The 17,299-nt window shown below is 64.7% G+C and carries 15 protein-coding genes; 10 read left to right on the top strand and 5 right to left on the bottom strand.

What is annotated here, in order from left to right; genetic code table 11:
- The first annotated feature begins 7 nt into the window (after nucleotides 1-7).
- The 6 genes from ACFPZ3_RS57765 to ACFPZ3_RS57740 all read left to right on the top strand — a co-directional run bounded on the left by ACFPZ3_RS57765 (nucleotide 8) and on the right by ACFPZ3_RS57740 (nucleotide 6,808).
- Nucleotides 8-1,801 carry a hypothetical protein gene (locus ACFPZ3_RS57765; RefSeq protein ID WP_379522980.1) on the top strand — a complete coding sequence of 598 codons (1,794 nt, stop codon included), beginning with the start codon at nucleotides 8-10 and terminating at the stop codon, nucleotides 1,799-1,801.
- A gap of 13 nt (nucleotides 1,802-1,814) precedes the next feature.
- Entirely contained in the window at nucleotides 1,815-2,906 is a 1,092-nt protein-coding gene (locus ACFPZ3_RS57760; protein ID WP_379522979.1) for an alcohol dehydrogenase catalytic domain-containing protein, read from the top strand.
- A gap of 79 nt (nucleotides 2,907-2,985) precedes the next feature.
- Complete coding sequence (locus tag ACFPZ3_RS57755) at nucleotides 2,986-3,915, top strand: ABC transporter ATP-binding protein (RefSeq protein ID WP_379522978.1); 930 nt, start codon at nucleotides 2,986-2,988, stop codon at nucleotides 3,913-3,915.
- Nucleotides 3,915-4,673 (top strand): ABC transporter permease, encoded by a 759-nt coding sequence (locus ACFPZ3_RS57750; RefSeq protein WP_379522977.1) that lies wholly within the window; start codon nucleotides 3,915-3,917, stop codon nucleotides 4,671-4,673. Before ACFPZ3_RS57755 ends, ACFPZ3_RS57750 begins: the two co-directional genes overlap by 1 nt.
- A 12-nt stretch (nucleotides 4,674-4,685) precedes the next feature.
- Entirely contained in the window at nucleotides 4,686-5,489 is an 804-nt protein-coding gene (locus tag ACFPZ3_RS57745; RefSeq protein ID WP_379522976.1) for an ABC transporter permease, read from the top strand.
- A 17-nt stretch (nucleotides 5,490-5,506) separates the two neighbouring features.
- Nucleotides 5,507-6,808: an ATP-binding protein gene (locus ACFPZ3_RS57740; protein WP_379522975.1), complete on the top strand. Its 1,302-nt coding sequence runs from the start codon at nucleotides 5,507-5,509 to the stop codon at nucleotides 6,806-6,808.
- Nucleotides 6,809-6,930: 122 nt separating this feature from the next.
- Here the strand turns inward: ACFPZ3_RS57740 and ACFPZ3_RS57735 are convergent, their stop codons facing one another.
- The 4 genes from ACFPZ3_RS57735 to ACFPZ3_RS57720 form a co-directional block, all read right to left on the bottom strand.
- On the bottom strand, nucleotides 6,931-7,734 hold the full coding sequence (locus ACFPZ3_RS57735) for a substrate-binding domain-containing protein (protein WP_379522974.1): 804 nt from the start codon (nucleotides 7,732-7,734) through the stop codon (nucleotides 6,931-6,933).
- Between the two features lie 606 nt (nucleotides 7,735-8,340).
- Nucleotides 8,341-9,555, bottom strand: a complete 1,215-nt coding sequence (locus tag ACFPZ3_RS57730) for an MFS transporter (RefSeq protein WP_379522973.1) — start codon at nucleotides 9,553-9,555, stop codon at nucleotides 8,341-8,343.
- Nucleotides 9,552-10,865 (bottom strand): PfkB family carbohydrate kinase, encoded by a 1,314-nt coding sequence (locus ACFPZ3_RS57725; RefSeq protein WP_379522972.1) that lies wholly within the window; start codon nucleotides 10,863-10,865, stop codon nucleotides 9,552-9,554. Before ACFPZ3_RS57725 ends, ACFPZ3_RS57730 begins: the two co-directional genes overlap by 4 nt.
- Nucleotides 10,866-10,879: 14 nt before the next feature.
- The gene (locus tag ACFPZ3_RS57720) at nucleotides 10,880-11,431 is read right to left on the bottom strand and encodes a D-sedoheptulose-7-phosphate isomerase (RefSeq protein ID WP_379522971.1); all 552 of its coding nucleotides are present in this window, start codon (nucleotides 11,429-11,431) and stop codon (nucleotides 10,880-10,882) included.
- Between the two features lie 469 nt (nucleotides 11,432-11,900).
- Here ACFPZ3_RS57720 and ACFPZ3_RS57715 point away from each other — a divergent pair, with 469 nt between their 5' ends.
- From ACFPZ3_RS57715 to ACFPZ3_RS57700, 4 genes are all read left to right on the top strand, one after another.
- Nucleotides 11,901-12,965 carry a glycosyltransferase family 9 protein gene (locus tag ACFPZ3_RS57715; RefSeq protein WP_379522970.1) on the top strand — a complete coding sequence of 355 codons (1,065 nt, stop codon included), beginning with the start codon at nucleotides 11,901-11,903 and terminating at the stop codon, nucleotides 12,963-12,965.
- 230 nt (nucleotides 12,966-13,195) lie between these two features.
- On the top strand, nucleotides 13,196-13,801 hold the full coding sequence (locus ACFPZ3_RS57710) for a D-glycero-alpha-D-manno-heptose-1,7-bisphosphate 7-phosphatase (RefSeq protein ID WP_379522969.1): 606 nt from the start codon (nucleotides 13,196-13,198) through the stop codon (nucleotides 13,799-13,801).
- 60 nt (nucleotides 13,802-13,861) lie between these two features.
- A complete protein-coding gene (locus ACFPZ3_RS57705) occupies nucleotides 13,862-14,848 on the top strand; it encodes a glycosyltransferase family 9 protein (RefSeq protein ID WP_379522968.1) in 987 nt (328 codons plus the stop codon).
- Nucleotides 14,849-14,903: 55 nt separating this feature from the next.
- On the top strand, nucleotides 14,904-16,106 hold the full coding sequence (locus ACFPZ3_RS57700; RefSeq protein WP_379522967.1) for a glycosyltransferase: 1,203 nt from the start codon (nucleotides 14,904-14,906) through the stop codon (nucleotides 16,104-16,106).
- Nucleotides 16,107-16,264: 158 nt separating this feature from the next.
- Here ACFPZ3_RS57700 and ACFPZ3_RS57695 read toward each other — a convergent pair whose 3' ends face one another.
- Nucleotides 16,265-17,284, bottom strand: coding sequence for an NAD-dependent epimerase/dehydratase family protein (locus ACFPZ3_RS57695; RefSeq protein ID WP_379522966.1), 1,020 nt, complete (start codon nucleotides 17,282-17,284; stop codon nucleotides 16,265-16,267).
- Between the last annotated feature and the right edge of the window lie 15 nt (nucleotides 17,285-17,299).

Here is a 17,299-nt window from a genome sequence, read left to right as displayed (position 1 = left end):
CACCGTCATGGATGGCCGGATCCGGCGCGGCGAGCGGGACTTCGTAGCACTCGGCGTCAACTACCATCCCCCCACTGCCGGTTGCGACGTGTGGTCCGACTGGAGGCCGGGTGAACTGCGCGAGGACTTCGGGCGGATTGCCGCAGCGGGGCTCAATACCGTACGTCTCTTCCTGTTCTGGCGGGACGCCCAGCCGGCCCCTGGCCAGGTCAGCTCCACTGTGCTCGATCGGCTGGACCAGGCCGTCGCCTCGGCCGAGGCGGCAGGGCTGGCCTGCGTCATATCCATGTTCACGATCTGGATGAACGGGCAGGTGCTTGACCTGCCCTGGCGGCAGGGGCGCGACATCTGGCGCGACCCGGCGATGTTGGCCGAGGAGGAACTGCTCGCGGGAAGCGTGGCGAAGACTCTGCGCGGCCGCGCCAACTTGCTGGCCTACGATCTAGGGGACGAGCTGTGGCACATCGACCCGAGAGCGTCGGGCTCCCTGTCCAGGCAGGAGGTCGTCGCCTGGCAGGGACGGTTGGCCGCGGTGATCCGCGAGCAGGCGCCGGGTGCTCTCATCTTGCAGGCCAACGACGCCGCGGGCACTTTCTCACAGGTGCCGTTCGGCGGCGACAACAGCGCAGGGCTCGATCTCATCGGCACACACGGCTTCCCGTCCTGGGCGCCGGCTTCGATCGAGTCGACCAGATGCTACAAGGCGACCAATTTGGTGCCGTTCCTCGTGCAGGCGGCCGCCGCCTACGGAACGCCGTTCGTCGACGAGCTGGGCAGTTATGGCGCGGGGGAGGCGGTGACCGCGGGCTACCTGCGAGCGGCTACGGCCTCGGTCCTCGCGAACGGTGCCGCCGGTGTTCTGGTCTGGTGCTGGCAGGACATCGCCGCACGGCGGGAGCCTTACCTGCAGCGCCCCATGGAGCGGAACACCGGCCTCAACCGGCTGGACGGGACGCCCAAGCCGGCCATGTCCGCCTACCAAGAAGTGGTGGCCGACGCGCCCCGGCTCACTCAACCGCGCTCGCCCGCCGAGGTCGCGATCTACCTGCCGGAGCGTACGAGGGCAGGCGGTGGCGGCTACCTGGACGCGCCGGCGTCCACAGTCGCTGCCTTCTATGCCTATCTCCTGGTCAAGCGGGCGCACTTGAACGTTGAGCTCGTCGCGGGAGAGCCGGTCGGGCAGCGACTGGTGCTCTGCCCCTCGCCGGCTCACCTCACGCTGACCGATCTCGAGCGGATCGAGCGATGGGCGCGCGCAGGCGCCACCGTCTACCTGTCCCTGGGTGACCACCTGCACGGGTTCGCCGGACAGGAGCTTGTCGGTGCGGAGATCGTGGATTTCAACCTTCAGGACGCTACCAAGGACGAGTTGAGCTGGGGTTGCGATACCTGGCCCCTCCACTGGGACAATGTCCCGACCGTCCCTACCACGATGCGTGCCGTGCGAGCCCGCACGCTGGCCGTCTATCCCGACGGATCACCCGCACTGGTTCAGCGGCGACTGGGCAGCGGCCAGATCCTCTTCACCAATGCCCCGATCGAGTCCCAGCTCGACCAGCCCGGACTCCTGGAAGCGACAAGCTGGCAGCGGTTCTACGAGCGATTGGCCGCGCTTGCCGGCTTGACTCCCGAAGTCGGCTGCTCCGATCCCGATGTGGAGGTCATCCCGCGTCCGGGTGGCAGCGCGCTCGTCATCAACCATCTTGACCGCGCTGCCGATGTCGAGCTCTACCGCAACTCCGCACGGCGTACGGTATCGCTGGCCTCGAAGGGGTGGGCGACCGTGGATTTCTCAAGCTGAGGAGCGTGCCTGCATGCGAGGCGTCGTCTACCGCGGTCAGGGGCACGTCGAGGTGTCCGAGTTGCCTATGCCGTCGCTCGAACACCCCCGCGACGTGGTGGTCCGTGTCACCAGATCCGGGATCTGTGGCACCGACCTGCACCCTTACCGGGGCGAACTACTCGATTTCCCGGCAGGGACGGTGCTGGGGCACGAGTTCGCCGGCGAGGTGTTCGCGGTGGGACACGAGGCTCCGTTCGAGCCCGGACAACGAGTGTTCGCCTCCGACCTCATCGCATGTGGCCGATGCGGGGAGTGCGCCCGGGGATGGCATTACCAATGCACCGAGGGCACGCTGTTCGGTTACGCCGAGGTGGCGGGAGCGTCGGTTGCCGGGGGACAGGCGGAGTTCGTCCGGGTGCCGTTCGCCGACGTGGTGCTCGCGACGACGCCCGCCGAGGTGTCGGACGAGCAGGCCCTGTTCGTCGGCGATGTGCTGACTACCGCGCATACGGCGGTTCTGGAGGCGGGGGTAAGACCAGGGGACACGGTCGTGGTGATAGGCGCGGGTCCTGTGGGGTTGCTCGCCGCCATGTGTGCTGAGACGGCGGGGGCGGCGCGCGTCGTCATAGCCGACGTCCATCCACGCCGCCTGCGCCAGGGACGGGAGCTCGGGCTCACCGTGGTCGATCCCGAAGTCCTTCTCAACCCGGACACCGACCTGCCTGACGGTGTCATCGGCGGCGCCGAGAGAGTCATCATCGGCGGCGCCGAGAGAGTCATCATCGGCGGCGCCGAGAGAGTCATCGAGGCAGTCGGCAGCGATGAGGCGCTTGACTGCGCGCTGCGGGCCGCCGCCCCGCGCGGGACCGTGGCAGTGGTGGGTGCGCATCACTCCTTGGCCATGCCGTTTCCCAGTGGCCTGGCCTTCGCCAGGGAGCTGACGCTCCGCTTTGCGGTCGGTGACCCCATCCGGCTACGTGAGCAGGTGCTCGCGCTGGTCCGCGCGGGCCGGATCGATCCGACTGTCGTGGTCACGCACCGGTTCTCGTTGGACGACGCTCCACTGGCGTACCAACTTTTCAACGCGCGTGAAGTACTGAAGCCGATCATCGTCATGAGATAGCGCATTTTCAATGCCTTCCCTTGCGCGGCTGAATTTACTAGTCTCTATAGTGGCCTGCCGATGTGACAGGAAGTTTGACATGACGACACCATCAGTAGTCCGCGCCAGAAAGCTGGTCAAGCACTTCAATGACCTGGCCGCCGTCGATTGCATTGATTTTGACGTGGCCGCCGGGGAAACATTCGGAGTGCTCGGGCCAAATGGCGCGGGAAAATCCACGTTGATGCGAATGATAGGCTGCATCTCGCTGCCGACCAGCGGAAAACTTCAGGTTCTCGGCCTGGACCCGGCGGCTGACGGTCCGCGGATCAGGACCCGGCTGGGAGTAATTCCGCAGGACAACCTGCTCGACCAGCATCTGTCGGTAAAAGAGAATTTGACGACCTATGCGCGCTACTTCGGAATGCCGAGAGGGCAGGCCCGCAAGCGCGCTGCCGAACTGCTGGAGTTCGTTCAGCTGGACCGCCGCGCCGATGACGAGGTGCAGCCTTTGTCCGGTGGGATGAAAAGGCGGTTGGCTATCGCGCGGGCCTTGGTCAACGACCCTGAGCTGGTCCTCCTCGACGAACCCACGACCGGCCTCGATCCGCAAGCCCGCCACCTGTTGTGGGAGCGACTGCACAAGCTCAAACAGAACGGTGCGACCCTGGTGCTCACCACGCATTACATGGACGAGGCCGAACAGCTGTGCGACAAGCTCGTGATCATGGACCGGGGAAGGATCGTGGGGGAGGGCTCACCCCGGACTCTGATCGAGACCCTGGTCAGCCCCGAAGTGGTCGAGCTGCGGTTCGGTGCCCTCCCGGCTCAGCGGTTCGCGGAAGATCTGGAAGGGGTCGGCAAGCGGATCGAGTCGCTGCCCGACAGGCTGCTCATCTTCGCCGAGGACGGTGATGCGGTGGTCGCCGAGGTGTATCGCCGGGGTTTGTCCCCGGCCAGCGTCCTGGTTCGCCGCGCCACGCTGGAGGACGTCTTCCTGCACCGCACCGGCCGGACACTGGTGGACTGATGGTGCATCCTTCGATTGCCGTGCTGGAACGGCACCTTCTGCTGTACCGCCGCTTGTGGAGGGCGTCTGTCTTCTCCTTCTTCGTCTTGCCGGTGCTCTTCCTGCTGAGCGTCGGTGTCGGCGTGGGGGCGTACGTGTCCGACGTGGATCACGTCAGCTACCTGAGCTGGATCGCTCCGGCTCTGCTGGCCTCGCTGGCCTTCCAGATCGGATTCAACGAATCGACGATGGGCATCTACACGGACTTCGAGTGGATCGGTGCCTTCCATGTCATGCGGAACACCCGGGTCCGGATCCGCGACATGATCGCCGGCTGGCATCTGTACGTCCTGGTGGTGCTGGAACTCGCGGTGATCGCCTTCCTGCTGGTCACCTGGGCCTTCGGAGTCTTGGACCTCAGGCTGGCGCTGGCCGGACCAGCCGTTTGCGCGCTGGTCGCACTGAGCATCGCAGCCCCCACCACCGCCTTCTCGGCCATCGCGCGCGACGAGAACCATTTCCATCTCCTGGCCCAGTTCGGGGTGCTTCCGGCGACCCTGGTCTCCGGAGTGTTCTTCCCCGTCGACCGGCTGCCCGACCTGCTGGAACCGCTGGCCTACGTGTCACCGCTCTGGCACGGTGTGGAGCTCAACCGCGCCGTCGCTCTGGGCGTCACTCCCTCCTGGCCTCCTGTTCTCCACATCGCCGCCCTGCTGGCGTGGACCGTCCTCGGGCTGGCCTGGGCTCACCGGGCGTTCCGCCGCCGGCTCGCCGACTGAGCCGAGGAACCCATGACCACACCCGCATTCTCCGCGCCCATCGGGCGGGATCGCATCCTGGCCGTCATCGAACGCAATTTCACCGCCACCCGGTTCGGCCCCTCCTACTGGATTCTCGTGCTCGCCGGCCTCTTCGACCCGCTGTTCTACCTGATCGCCGTCGGTGCCGCACTCGGTGCGATGATGGACAAGCCGATCGTGTACGACGGGCACGCGGTGTCTTTCACGGCCTTCGTGGCTCCGGCGATGCTGGCCACGTCCGCGATTTCCAGCGTGATGGGCGTGTCCATCGCCGGTTTCTACGCCAAGCTCCAGTACGCGCGCACCTTCGAGGTCATGCTCTTCACCCCTGTCCGGACCTTCGAGATCGTTGTGGGTGAGCTGTTCTGGGCTGTGGTGCGCAGTACCCTTTTCAGCACGCTGTTCCTCTGCGTGCTGGTGGCCATGCGTCAGGTCACTCCGGGTGAGGCGTTTGTCGCGCTGCCCGCGGCGGTGCTGACCGGCGCGGCCTTCTCCGCGGCCGGTATGGCGGTCACCACGTACGTCAGAGGCTGGCAGGACTTCGACCTCATCGCGATCGCCCAGACCGCGATGATGCTGTTCTCCGGCACGTTCTTCCCTGTCACCGCCTATCCGCAGGTCATAGAGACGATCGTCCAGTTGACGCCGCTCTACCACGCGATCGAACTGCTGCGAATGTCCACCCTGGGCCAGGTGAGCCCGGCGCACGCGGTACATGTGGGATATCTCCTGCTCATGCTGGCAGGCTGCCTGGCACTCACACACCGTCGGATCGACAAGCGGCTACGTGGCTGACAGGGGATGTGTGCCCGATGGACGTACTGATTCCCAACCACGCCGAGTTCAACATCCGCCATCCTGCCCTACGTCTCGGCACGGCCACCGAGACCGTGTTCACCAATCTGGGCCTTGAGCTGGCCGACCAGTGCGCCTTCTGGAGCTCGGATCACCGGATCCTGATCCTGCCCCAGGGCCTCGACCCCTTGTGGTTCCAGGACGTCCACGATGTGCTCGGCCTCACGCCGCCGCCCGTCGTCTCGCTCGGGCGTCGTACCGGGCTGCCGCTCAGAGATCTGCTTCACGACGGCCACGCCCTTGCCGAACTCCGGCACCGCCTTGCCGGGCACGACCAGGTCAGGTTGCTCGCCTGGGGCGCCACCCCTGAGCTGTACCTCCTGCAGGCCATGGTCAGCGGGTGGGGGCACGAGGCTGAGCTGGACTGCACGCCCCAGGACCACTACTGGGCAAGCCTGTACCTCGACGGGAAGCTGAGCTGTGTCGACCTCGCTCAGCGCGTGCCCGGTCTGAGGGTGCCGAACGGTGTCACCGTCACCTGCCACGAGGAGCTGCGAGGCGCCCTGGAGACACTACTCGCGAGGCGTGGGCAGGCCATCGTCAAGAGTCCCCTTGGGGTGGGAGGTGCCGGCTCCGCCGTGATCAGGTCCGACAGACGGGGGTTGGCGGGCTTCTGGACCACTGCCCATCGCGAACCGTTCTTCAACAGCTTTCCGCTTGTGGTGCAGGAGTATGTGGAGCGGGCACCGGACATGGGCTGTCCTGCGGCCGACCTGTTCATCGACGGGAAGGGCATCGGGCAGGTCGTCCTCAGTTGCATGACAGTCGACGGCCATCGCTTCCGCAATGTCGTCGTCGGCGCCCGGTCGATTGCGGCGGGCTACGCGGAGCAGACCTGCGAACTCGGTCAGGCCGTGGGGGCAGTCGCATATGAGCTGGGTTTTCGCGGCTGGTTCTGCGTCGACTTCATGGTGGGCGCGGATGGTGAGTTTTACCTGACCGAGATCAACGCGCGCAGGAGCGGAGCAGCCCAAGCGATTGCGCTCTTGGAGCTGCTGGGCGCGGATGACGACCTCGTCGCGCACTCTGACGACAAATTGACGCTGCAGCTCCCCGGCGCGACCTCTTATGGGGATTTGCGGTCATTCTTTCACGGACTGTGGGCGGGCGGTGTCCGCGCATACCCGACGACGGTACGCGGCCTGGCCGGCTCGCGTCCGCACATGGGTATCGTCACCCTCGGCTCTGGGGGCGACGAAGCCAGAGCCATCGCTGCGGAGATCCAAGTCAAAGCGCCGGAGCACGTCTTACGTCGTTAGTGTTCCTGAGCCATTCACGCGGGCGACCTGGGAATCGGCCTGGGCGGATTGACTGAGAGCCTATCCACCTCGATGCTCTGCCGGCGGGGAGCCGGTTGAACCGCGAATGACGAGGCGAGTGCTTAAACAGTGGTGACGGACTCCGGGTCTGCCCCGGTCAAACGGTGGAGAAGCCGCCCTACCGCAACTGCTCCCAGTCTCGTAGCGTCCTGCACAACCGTGCTCACCCCCGGTGTTACCAGGCTCATCCAGGGCACGTCGTCGAACGCGACGAGACTGAGATCGCCGGGAACCCGTAAGCCGAGCTCTGTGACAGCGCGCCAGACTCCCTCGGCCAATACGTTGTTGCAGGCCAGCACCGCAGACGGGCGATTATCACGGCGGAGCATATTCAATGCCCGGGAATATGACGTGCCCACGTCCCACGCCGCCTGCAGCACGAGGTCCGGGTCGAACGCGATACCCCTGACCGCCAAGGCGTCGCGATACCCATGGCGGCGCTCGCTTCCGGTCGTCCAGGCAGAGTCGTCGATGAACAGCGCGATCCGTCTGTGGCCCAGCATGATGAGGTGGTCGGTCGCCTCCCTGGCGCACATCCGGTTGCCGACGATGACCCCGTCGGCGGACCCGGCGGCGAACTGCCGATCGATCTCGACGACGGGGATCGCCCGTTCCTTGAGGTATACCGACACCGCCGCCGAGCTCGGCGTCAGAATGACTCCGGAAACCCGGCGCCCGACGAATTCAAGTGCCGCATTGTTCTCGACCTCGGCAGAGTTGCAGGCATCCACGAGCATCATGGCATACCCGTTCTGGCGTGCCTCACGTTCGATCCCCGCGGCGAGTTCCGCGTAGAATGGGTTGCGCAAATCAGTGACGAGAACCCCGATCAGCGTGCTTACCTGCTGCTTGAGCGTTCGAGCCATCGAGTCGGGAACATAGCCGAGTTCTGCGGCTACCTTCTCGATTCTGGTGCGGACCTCGGAAGCAACATACCCACTGCCGGAGGTGCGCGTGATACCGTCGATCGCGATACTTTAGCAGCCTGTGCCACATCCTTGACCGTGGCTCGCCGGGCCGGCTGGTTGCCTGTCGCCGTCAATTTTCACCTGTCTCGACTGATGGTCAACGCCTCTGCATGCCAACCGGTCGCCGGTCGCGTGACGGTCATCTCCATGACCTGCCCATACATATCCCGCCCTTTTTCGGTTAATTCCTTCGACGTCGATCGCCGCCACACTCCGTCATCAGCCATCACCTCGGGCGGCGAGCGGAACTCAAAGCTGCCGGCTCCACCTTGGATGCTAATGCCAGTGAAAATGCGGCGGGAGGGCCGGGGCGTTTTCGCTGGTAAGACGATTGCCCATCGGGCCGGGCGGCAATGCCGTTACGGCAAAGAACGGTCGCGGGTGGGATCCGGGTACCGGATGCCTCGATGACTCACGGGGTGGCCGTCCCTCCTGATCGATTTCAGCCGGCGGGTTCATGGCCGATCTGACCTGCGTCCACACCTGGGCCGGGTTCGTCTCGGTTCAGGTCTGCCGTTCGTCTCTCAGGAGGGTCGCGCCGGCCAGGGCAAGCGTCATAGGCAGTACGGCGACAAGGTACGCGGTCTGCAGGCCGAGGGTGGTGCCGAGTGCGGCCAGGCCGGCGGGTGCCATCAGGACTGCGCTACCCGAGGCCACAGCTCCATATGCCGAGGAGCGGATGGGCGGTAGGTCAGACATCTGAACAAACCTGGCCAGGGTGACCGGGTAGAAGGGCGCGATGCCGAGCCCAGCCAGCGCGAGTCCTGAAGTGACGGACACGGGGGTGTTCGACAGGGCGACGACTACGGTTCCCGCCGCTGCAAGCGCGCATCCCGCAGGGACGACGGCGATTCCACGGCCGACCAGGCGGGGTGTCACCAGTCGTCCGGCCGCCATCCCCACAAGAAATGTGGTTGCCACCGCGGCTGCCGCGCCAGTAGGCAGGCCCGTGTCCTGGAGACGGGCAGTGGACCAGATGGTGAAACAGAACTCGATCGCGACCGCGATCACGATGGCGGCCCACACACCGGCGAGTCGGAGCCGATGGCGGCGGCCGGTGGATGTCCCACGGCCAGGACCGCCACCGTCGATGCCGGTGCTCCTTTCCGCGTACGCTCCTGTGGTGCCGCGCGGGCGGGTGTTGAAGGCCAGCAGAAGTAGTGGAGGAACGGCGAGCAGCAGTGCGAGACGGCCGCTGAACCCCGCGGCGGTGACAGCCCCGATGGTGGGCAGACCGAGCAACGCGGCGACGCTGGCGACAGCGATGGCCTTTGTCAGGCCGACTTCCGCGTTGGGGCCGCTCAGCAGGGCGGGCGTGACTACGGCGAACCCTGCGGTGCCCAGGCCCAGCAGTAGTGCGCCGATCGCCGTCGTCACCGGGTCGATGCCGGTTGCCAGCAGTGTGGCTCCCACGGCGGCAACCAGAGCTGAGGCCGGCAAGACCCGCTGAGGACCTGGTCTGAGCGCCCATCGTCCCAACAGTCCGATGACCAACAACCCGATCCCGAACGACGACGACAACCACACCAGCTCCTCGGGAGGGCTGCCCAGATCGGCAGCCAGAAGGACGAGACAAGCGCCAAGGCTGTTGATCGTGAAGCCGAGCACAGCCTGTGCCAGCATGACCTGGCGAAGGACACGTGGACGGGTGCTCGTCTTGTCCGCCAAGAGCGCCTGCCGCTGGCGCGCGTGTGTCCCGTGCTCTGACTGCGCCTTCATTTGCTGCGCTCTATCAACGCGGTGGTTGAGTAGCCGGGCAAGGTGCTGAGCATGATCGCCTCCGCCCCTATCCGATCCAGGATCGGACGTTCTGCGATGGCGTCGGCAGCGTAGTCGTCGCCCTTCACCCAGACGTCCGGGCGCAGGATCTCGATGGCGGCGGACGGGTCTTCCTCGTCGAACACGAAGACGCCGTCCACGCAACTCAGTGCGTTGAGCACTTCAGCACGATCGTGGTCGCCAACGATGGGCCTTTTGTTCCCTTTTATCCTGCTGACCGATATGTCGGAGTTGAGGCAGACGATGAGCGCGTCTCCGAGAGCGCGGGCGCGACGCAACAGGCTGACGTGGCCGGCATGCAGCAGGTCGAAGCATCCTCCTGTGGCGATCAATCGGCCGCCGCGCGCCCTGGTCAACTCGGCGACCTCCAGCGCCGTACGCGGTCGATCGTCGATCTCCTGCTCCCGCACCATGATGGCGTTGACGCCGCCCTTGGCGACGAAATCAGAAGCCTTGCCGACACCAACGCTGACGGCGTCCTCGATCGGCACCCCGTCTCGTAGGGCTAGAGCCACCGCGCCGGCCAGTCTGTCCCCCGCCCCGCAGGCATCCCGGCCTCCCCCTACCGGCTGAGCCGGAATAATGGTCGAAGCGCTGACCTGACGAGCCAGGAGAGCTCCGCGTTCTCCCAGCGTGACGGCTACCGCGTGAGCCTTGTACTTCTTGAGCAGGGCTTCAGCGGCGAGGGCTGGTGTGTTCTCCCCACTGAGCACCTCTGCTTCCGCCTCACTGGGAGTGAGAAGACCGCATCCAGGTACTGGCACCGCCCCTCGATAGTGCGGATCCCACACTATGGGAGCCTCGGCGTCATTCAGTATGTCGCGCACTCCTTGTACGGTGCCGAGGCCGTAGTCCGAGACGAGGATGGCACCGGCCCCGCGTATGACCTTGCCTGCGCGCTCATCCAGCGGTTGGCAGGCGTAACCATCGCCCGTGTCCACCCGCAGGAGAGTTTGACCTTTGACCCGGATCCGCGTTTTCCGGTTGGTGCTGCCGCGCAATGGTAGTCCGAGCACCTCGACCTGGTCGGCCAGCAGACCGTGCAAACGCCGTCCCCCCGAGTCGTTGCCAATCGCGGAAACCAGCACGACGTCGGCATCGTCAAGGGCGGCGAGCATGGCCGCCAAGCCGGCACCGCCCGGCCGCGCGTGCTCGGCCATGCTGTCGACGACAGGTACGGGAGCGTCAGGGCACAGTCGTTCGGCCTGTCCACTGATATCGATGTCGAGGAGTGTGTCGCCGACGATCACGAGAGGGCCCTTAGTCATGTTCGGCCCTCTTCCACGACATCGCACAGCATATGAATCAGCACGAGATGGACCTCCTGAACGATGGCGGTGTCGGACACCGGCACTGCGACTGCGTCATCGGCCCGTTCCGACAAAGGATTCGGCGCGGCGCCGGTAAGGGCCCATGTGGTCAGACCACACGCTTGCGCGGCCTGATTGGCAGCCAGGATGTTCTTGCTGCGACCACTGGTGGATAGGCACAGCAATACGTCGCCGGTACGGCCGTGCGCTCGGACCTGGCGCGAGAAGACCTCCTCCGCGCCGAAGTCGTTCGCGATGGCAGTGAACGACGAGCTGTCCGAGTGCAAGGGAATGGCCGCATAGGGCTGTCGTTCGGTCTTGTACCTGCCGACCAGTTCGGCAGTCAAATGTTGAGCCTCAGCGGCAGAGCCGCCGTTACCACAGACCAGGAGCCTGCCCCCGGCGCCAAGAACCTTCGCGAGGGTGTTGCCCCAGTCCGTAATCGTTCTGACCTGCTCGTCGAGGTCGGTCAGCACGGTCACCAAACCCTGTACGTGATCGTTCATGCTTTCCCTATTTCTTTCGTGCTGTTCAGTCGGCATGGTCGATTGACGCGGTGAGTGCCGGGGGACGTCGGGAAACGAGATGTCGGGAAATTCCACAACATCGCGTCACGAATTCGATCAACGAGTGGATGGCTATTCGTCCACGACGAGCGCCGCAGAGTACGGAACGAGCATCAGTATGTTCGCCATTCTGATGAGGTCGATCGCCCTCATGGCCCCGAGGCCAGTCTGCAGTCTCACCCTAATCGCTTGAATCAGTTTCGTCGATGGGAAGACATCTCGCCGTTTGGGCATAGCCGCCTGTTCATGCGCGCCCGCCCGGATAGGCACTCCGAGAGGTCATAGGTGTGCAGTGGCCGGCTCGATATCATTCCCACGAAGCCGGAGCCCGGGGGAGTTCCCTGCAGTGATTATTGGCGACCCAAACCGCGCCGGGCTGTGCAGAGTCAGGAATCCTGCACTTCAGGCGATGAGCGCCACGGCCTATTTCAATACCTTCCATTCGAAGTGGCGCTCATTGCCGGAGCCGCCTGCCTGCTCAAGAGGAGACGTGACGATGGCATTTGCACCGCGGCTCGTAGTGTTGCGACCGCCAGGCCTCGGCGATGTGCTCGCGGTGGTGCCGGCATTGAGAGCACTGGCCGCCGCCTTCCCCGGCCATCACCGTATTCTGGTCGCGCCGGCCGTGTTCGCCCCGTTGATCGATGCCATCGGTGCCGTTCACGAACTGGTGGACACGCCGAATTCCCGGGGTATTCCGCTTGGTCCACCTTGCGACCTTCTTGAAGGTGGCGACGTGGACATTGCCGTTGACCTGCATGGAGAGGGCCCCGCCTCTCAGAGGTGGCTCCTCGCAACCCGGCCCCGGCGTTTGATCGCCTTCGCTCACCATGAAGTTCCGGAGACGCGTGGAGCGCCGCAGTGGCGATCGGGGGAGTACGAAGTCCATCGATGGTGCAGATTGCTCAACGAGCATGGCGTACCAGCTGACCCAACCGACCTCGACCTCTATCTGTCCCCCTGGGAAGCGGAGCCGGGGATGCGCGGTGCCACGATCATCCACCCTGGGGCAAGTTGCGCCGGGCGGCATTGGCCGGTGGAACGTTTCGCGGCAGTGGCGCGCGCGGAGGTCGAGGCAGGAAGGACGGTGTTGGTCACCGGGGGTCCCCATGAGGTCGAACTGGCCCGCAGGCTCGCCTACCTGGCTGAACTGCCCCGTAGCAGTATTCTGGCGGGCCGCACCGATCTCTTGGAACTCGCGCGGTTGGTGGCCGTCGCAGCGCGTGTCGTCGTGGGCGACACCGGAGTGGCCCACCTCGCGACCGCACTCCGCACGCCATCGGTGGTCCTGTGCGGTCCGGTGCCACCGACTGAATGGGGTCCGCCGCCCGACAGACCATGGCATCGGGCGCTCTGGGCAGGTTTGCGGGGAGATCCGCATGGCCCAACTCTCGATCCCAGTTTAGCGGCCATCCAGGTTCCGGATGTTCTGCAGCACCTTGCCATGCTGCCGGAATCAATAGATCGGAAGTGATTATCCTGTCCTCATCTTGCGAGGCCGGAGCTCTTCTTGACAGTGCGTCTCGCCTCCAGCGGAGGTGTGGCCCCTCGGGCCTTGATGGACCATCTACTACTCGTACCGCTCAGTCCCGCGTTGAACCTGGCGGCGGGAAGGTTGCCTTACCCCGAACAGCGCCTGAACCTGCCACCGGCCTACGCCACACAATCGTGACTCACCTTGGTGAGGACAAGAGAGTCGACCACGTGCCTGGATTTCCGTCTTCACCGGCACTGATCTCGAGCGGTGCGAAGCCGCCCGAGCACTTGTCTTCGGAAACGCCGCGGGGCACGAGCCACGAACTGCCCGATGCGGTACTGTTCGATCGCGACGGAACCTTGATCCGTGATGTTCCCTACAACGGCGACCCGGCGAAAGTCGAACCGTTTCCGGGCGTGCGGGTAGCCCTCGACCGATTGCGTCGGCTTGGTGTCCGGCTGGGCGTTGTGACCAATCAATCCGGCGTAGGGCGCGGATTGCTGACCGGTGCCGACGTCGAGGCGGTGAACGGCCGAGTGAACACACTGCTGGGTCCTTTCGACGTATGGGAGATATGCCCGCACTCTCCGTGGGAACGGTGTCGTTGCCGCAAGCCTGCGCCCGGATTGGTGCAAGCGGCGGCCGCCAGGCTCGCGACAACGCCCAAGAAATGCGTGGTGATCGGCGACATCGGCGCGGACATGCTCGCCGCCTCTCGCGCAGGTGCCCGCGGCATACTCGTGCCGACGCCGCACACCCGCATTGAGGAAGTCCTGGGCGCCGATGAGGTCGCCGGCAGTCTGCTCGAAGCGGTCGAGTTGGTACTGCGGTAATTCCGCATTGCACTTTGAAGCAATAGGAGGCGGCGGCTCATGGGCGTTCTCATTGCAAGAATGGACAGCCTCGGCGACGTGCTGTTGGCCGGCCCGGCGGTCCGGACCGTGGCGGCTCACACCGATCGGATTGTGTTCTTGTGTGGACCGCGTGGACGGCAAGCAGCCGACATGCTGCCCGAAGTCGATATCGTCATCGAGTGGTGTGCGCCATGGATCGATCCGCAGCCACCGCCGGTGGACGGCGAGCAGATCTGCCGCCTCATCGAGGTCATCCGTGAGCTGTCCATCGAGAAAGCCCTCATCCTGACGTCCTTCCATCAGTCGCCGCTTCCCCTGGCGCTCATTCTCAGGCTGGCCGGCGTACCGTGGATCGGCGCCGACTGCGTCGACTATCCGGGGTCTCTTCTCGATTTCAGATATCAGTCGGTCCTGCATGCGCCTGAGGCCGCACGGATGCTCGCCTTCGTCGTCGCGGCCGGCTTCCCGTCTCAGGACGGGGATGCCGCCACGCTGCGTGTGAAGGAGCCGCTTCCTGATACCTCGGAACTGACCGGACCACCCGGGTACGTGGTCGCGCACCCGGGTGCGTCGGTCCCGGCACGGACATGGCCGCCCGGCCATTGGCGGGAGGCCGTCAGGCGACTTCATGAAAACGGTCACCGAGTCGTCGTGACCGGCGCTGGGAATGAGGTTGCTCTAACCGAGTCGCTCGGCGGGCTTGATCTGGGTGGCCGCACGAGCCTGCGACAGCTCGCCGGCGTCCTTGCCGGGGCCGGCGTCGTCATCTCGGGAAACACCGGACCAGCGCACCTCGCCGCTGCGGTCGGGACCCCTGTCGTGTCGCTGTTCGCTCCGGTAGTGCCGGCGACGAACTGGGCGCCGTACGGAGTCCTTACGAAGGTGCTCGGAGATCAGGATGCGCCGTGCCGGGATACCCGTGCCCGCGAGTGCCCCATTCCGGGCCACCCATGTCTTGGCTCGGTGCCAGCGGGCCAGGTCGTCACCGCGGCGCAGGAACTCATGAGGAAGGCCGCTTCGCGATGATCCTAGAACAGCATATGCGTGGTGGCATTCTGTCCGCCCACCGCGGTCACGGCACATGAAGATCGCGCTGGTCTCCGAGCATGCCAGCCCTCTTGCCACGCTTGGCGGCGAGGACGCGGGCGGGCAGAACGTGTACGTCAGCGCCCTTGCCGTGGAACTCGGTCGGCAAGGGCACGAGATAACGGTGTACACGCGACGTGACTCCGCCGGCCTGCCGGACCGGATGTATTTGACAGAGGCTGTTGCCGTGGAACACCTGCGCGCAGGTCCGGAACGAATGATCACGAAGGACCTTCTGCTTCCTCACATGCCGGAGTTCGGTGCTGAGCTCCGGCAGCGATGGCGGATCGATCCACCTCATGTCGTTCACTCGCATTTCTGGATGAGTGGTATCGCCGCCCTGGCCGCCACCGCTGGAATCAATATACCGATTGTGCACACCTTCCATGCCCTGGGAATAGTGAAGCGAAGACACCAGGGTGAGAACGATCGTAGTCCGAAAGAGCGGATCCGTTTAGAGCGTAACATCGGCCGATCCGTTGAACTCGTGGCCGCGACGTGCACGGATGAAGTCAACGAGTTGATCGGCTTGGGCATTCCCCGAGACAGAATCCGTGTTGTCCCATGCGGTGTGGACATCGCCACTTTCACGCCCGACGGCCCGGCCCTTCCGCGAGGAAAGGCCGTACGGCTGCTGTACCTCGGGCGGCTGGTCGAGCGCAAGAGGATTGACACGATCGTGCGAGCGTTGCCGGGTATCGCCGACGCGGAGCTGATCATTGCCGGCGGCCCGCCCGCTGCCCAACTCACTGACGATGCCAACGTGAGACGGCTCCGGCTGATTGCCGAGAAATGCGGCGTGCAAGATCAGGTGTTGTTTCTTGGAAATGTCGCCCACGTCGACGTGCCGAAGCTCATTCGATCGGCAGATCTGGTGGTAAATGTGCCGCCGTACGAGCCTTTTGGGATGGTCCCGGTCGAAGCCATGGCGTGCGGGGTACCAGTTGTGGTATCGCCGATAGGCGGACACCTTGACACCGTGGTCGATGGGAAAACCGGTATCTACGTGTCCGGTGACCAGCCGGAGGAGCTTGCACGCCGGATCACCGACCTCCTCGATGAGCCGGCGCGATATCACGAGCTGGCCTCCCAGGCGGCGGAGCGCACGAGAGCTCTCTACTCCTGGGGGCGCGTTGCGAAGGAGATGCTGCGGGTTTACCGGCACGCCATGTCCGCAACGATGCGAATAGCAGGATGAGTCATCCTCAGCAGATCCTCCACTGCCCAGGTGATGACCGCTCACGGTGTGGGATCCAGCCGAGCGTGGCGACTGCTGGACGAAAGTGACCGGGCGACGTCTGTACGAGCGAATTCGATGCCGGCGCGAGTACGGGCCGAATTCGACGCCTTGCGGCTTCAGGACGGATTCGCAGCCTGAGAGCGGGGCTGGGATTCACTGGAGCCGGTACCCGCTGCACGGAAGGCCGCAATCGTTGCTCGAAGACCGGAGCCAAGGGAGACACGCGGTCGCCACCGCAACTCACGTCGAGCCAGCGAGATGTCCGGGCGACGACGACAGGGATCGTCCGGTAAGGGCGGAAGGAACCGTAGAGCTGAATGACTGCCCACCAGTTCTCGGATTCGCAGGGCTAACGAGTGAACCGTCACTTCTTCAGTCGAACCGATGTTGACCGGTCCGCCGAATCTACTCGCGGCAAGCGCCAGGATTCCTCGGACAGTGTCCGAGACATAACACAGAGAACGTGTCTGCGTGCCGTCCCCGTAAAGGGTCAGAGGCTCATCGAGCAGGGCTTGACCTATCAGATTCGGCACGACGCGTCCATCGTTCCATTGTAGCCTGGGCCCATATGTGTTGAAGATTCTGACGATACTGGTGTTCAACCCGTATGTTCGGGCGAAGCAGATCGTCAACGCTTCGGCGTACCGTTTGGCCTCGTCGTACGCGGCACGTGGGCCAACCGGATTCACGTGGCCCCAATACGTTTCGGATTGTGGATGCTGGAGGGGGTCGCCGTAAACCTCTGACGTAGATGCCAGGACAAAACGGGCACGATCGCGGAGAGCCAATCGTAGGGCCGCGTGTGTGCCCGCCGCTCCTGCCGCCAGTGTCTCCAAGGGGAGCCGTGTATAGTCTCGGGGCGACGCGGGAGAGGCGAGGTGGAGGACCAGGTCCACGTGTTCGGGTACATCGATTCCACAGGTGACATCTGTTTCCCTCAGTGAGAACCGTGGATCATCAAGCAAGTGGGACACGTTGTCGAGCGTCCCCGTGGAGAAATTGTCCAGAGCCAGCACTTCCACCCCTGCGCCGATCAAAGCGTCGCAAATGTGAGATCCAAGAAACCCGCAACCGCCAGTGACGACAGCACGAGGGAACCGCAGGCTGGATGGCGATCTGATGGCTTCGTCCGTCATAGTTCTCGTTCCATA

The sequence above is a fragment of the Nonomuraea insulae genome (genome assembly GCF_042656245.1).
Note: the sequence above shows the minus strand (reverse complement) of the source record. Positions and strands in the feature narration are given on the sequence as shown.

Bases quoted from the DNA above. Each gene is read 5' to 3' on its own strand.
- ACFPZ3_RS57765 (WP_379522980.1), top strand. From the start codon at position 8: ATGGATGGCCGGATCCGGCGCGGCGAGCGGGACTTCGTAGCACTCGGC.
- ACFPZ3_RS57760 (WP_379522979.1), top strand. From the start codon at position 1,815: ATGCGAGGCGTCGTCTACCGCGGTCAGGGGCACGTCGAGGTGTCCGAG.
- ACFPZ3_RS57755 (WP_379522978.1), top strand. From the start codon at position 2,986: ATGACGACACCATCAGTAGTCCGCGCCAGAAAGCTGGTCAAGCACTTC.
- ACFPZ3_RS57750 (WP_379522977.1), top strand. From the start codon at position 3,915: ATGGTGCATCCTTCGATTGCCGTGCTGGAACGGCACCTTCTGCTGTAC.
- ACFPZ3_RS57745 (WP_379522976.1), top strand. From the start codon at position 4,686: ATGACCACACCCGCATTCTCCGCGCCCATCGGGCGGGATCGCATCCTG.
- ACFPZ3_RS57740 (WP_379522975.1), top strand. From the start codon at position 5,507: ATGGACGTACTGATTCCCAACCACGCCGAGTTCAACATCCGCCATCCT.
- ACFPZ3_RS57735 (WP_379522974.1), bottom strand. From the start codon at position 7,734: ATGGCTCGAACGCTCAAGCAGCAGGTAAGCACGCTGATCGGGGTTCTC.
- ACFPZ3_RS57730 (WP_379522973.1), bottom strand. From the start codon at position 9,555: ATGAAGGCGCAGTCAGAGCACGGGACACACGCGCGCCAGCGGCAGGCG.
- ACFPZ3_RS57720 (WP_379522971.1), bottom strand. From the start codon at position 11,431: ATGAACGATCACGTACAGGGTTTGGTGACCGTGCTGACCGACCTCGAC.
- ACFPZ3_RS57715 (WP_379522970.1), top strand. From the start codon at position 11,901: ATGAGCGCCACGGCCTATTTCAATACCTTCCATTCGAAGTGGCGCTCA.
- ACFPZ3_RS57705 (WP_379522968.1), top strand. From the start codon at position 13,862: ATGGACAGCCTCGGCGACGTGCTGTTGGCCGGCCCGGCGGTCCGGACC.
- ACFPZ3_RS57700 (WP_379522967.1), top strand. From the start codon at position 14,904: ATGAAGATCGCGCTGGTCTCCGAGCATGCCAGCCCTCTTGCCACGCTT.
- ACFPZ3_RS57695 (WP_379522966.1), bottom strand. From the start codon at position 17,284: ATGACGGACGAAGCCATCAGATCGCCATCCAGCCTGCGGTTCCCTCGT.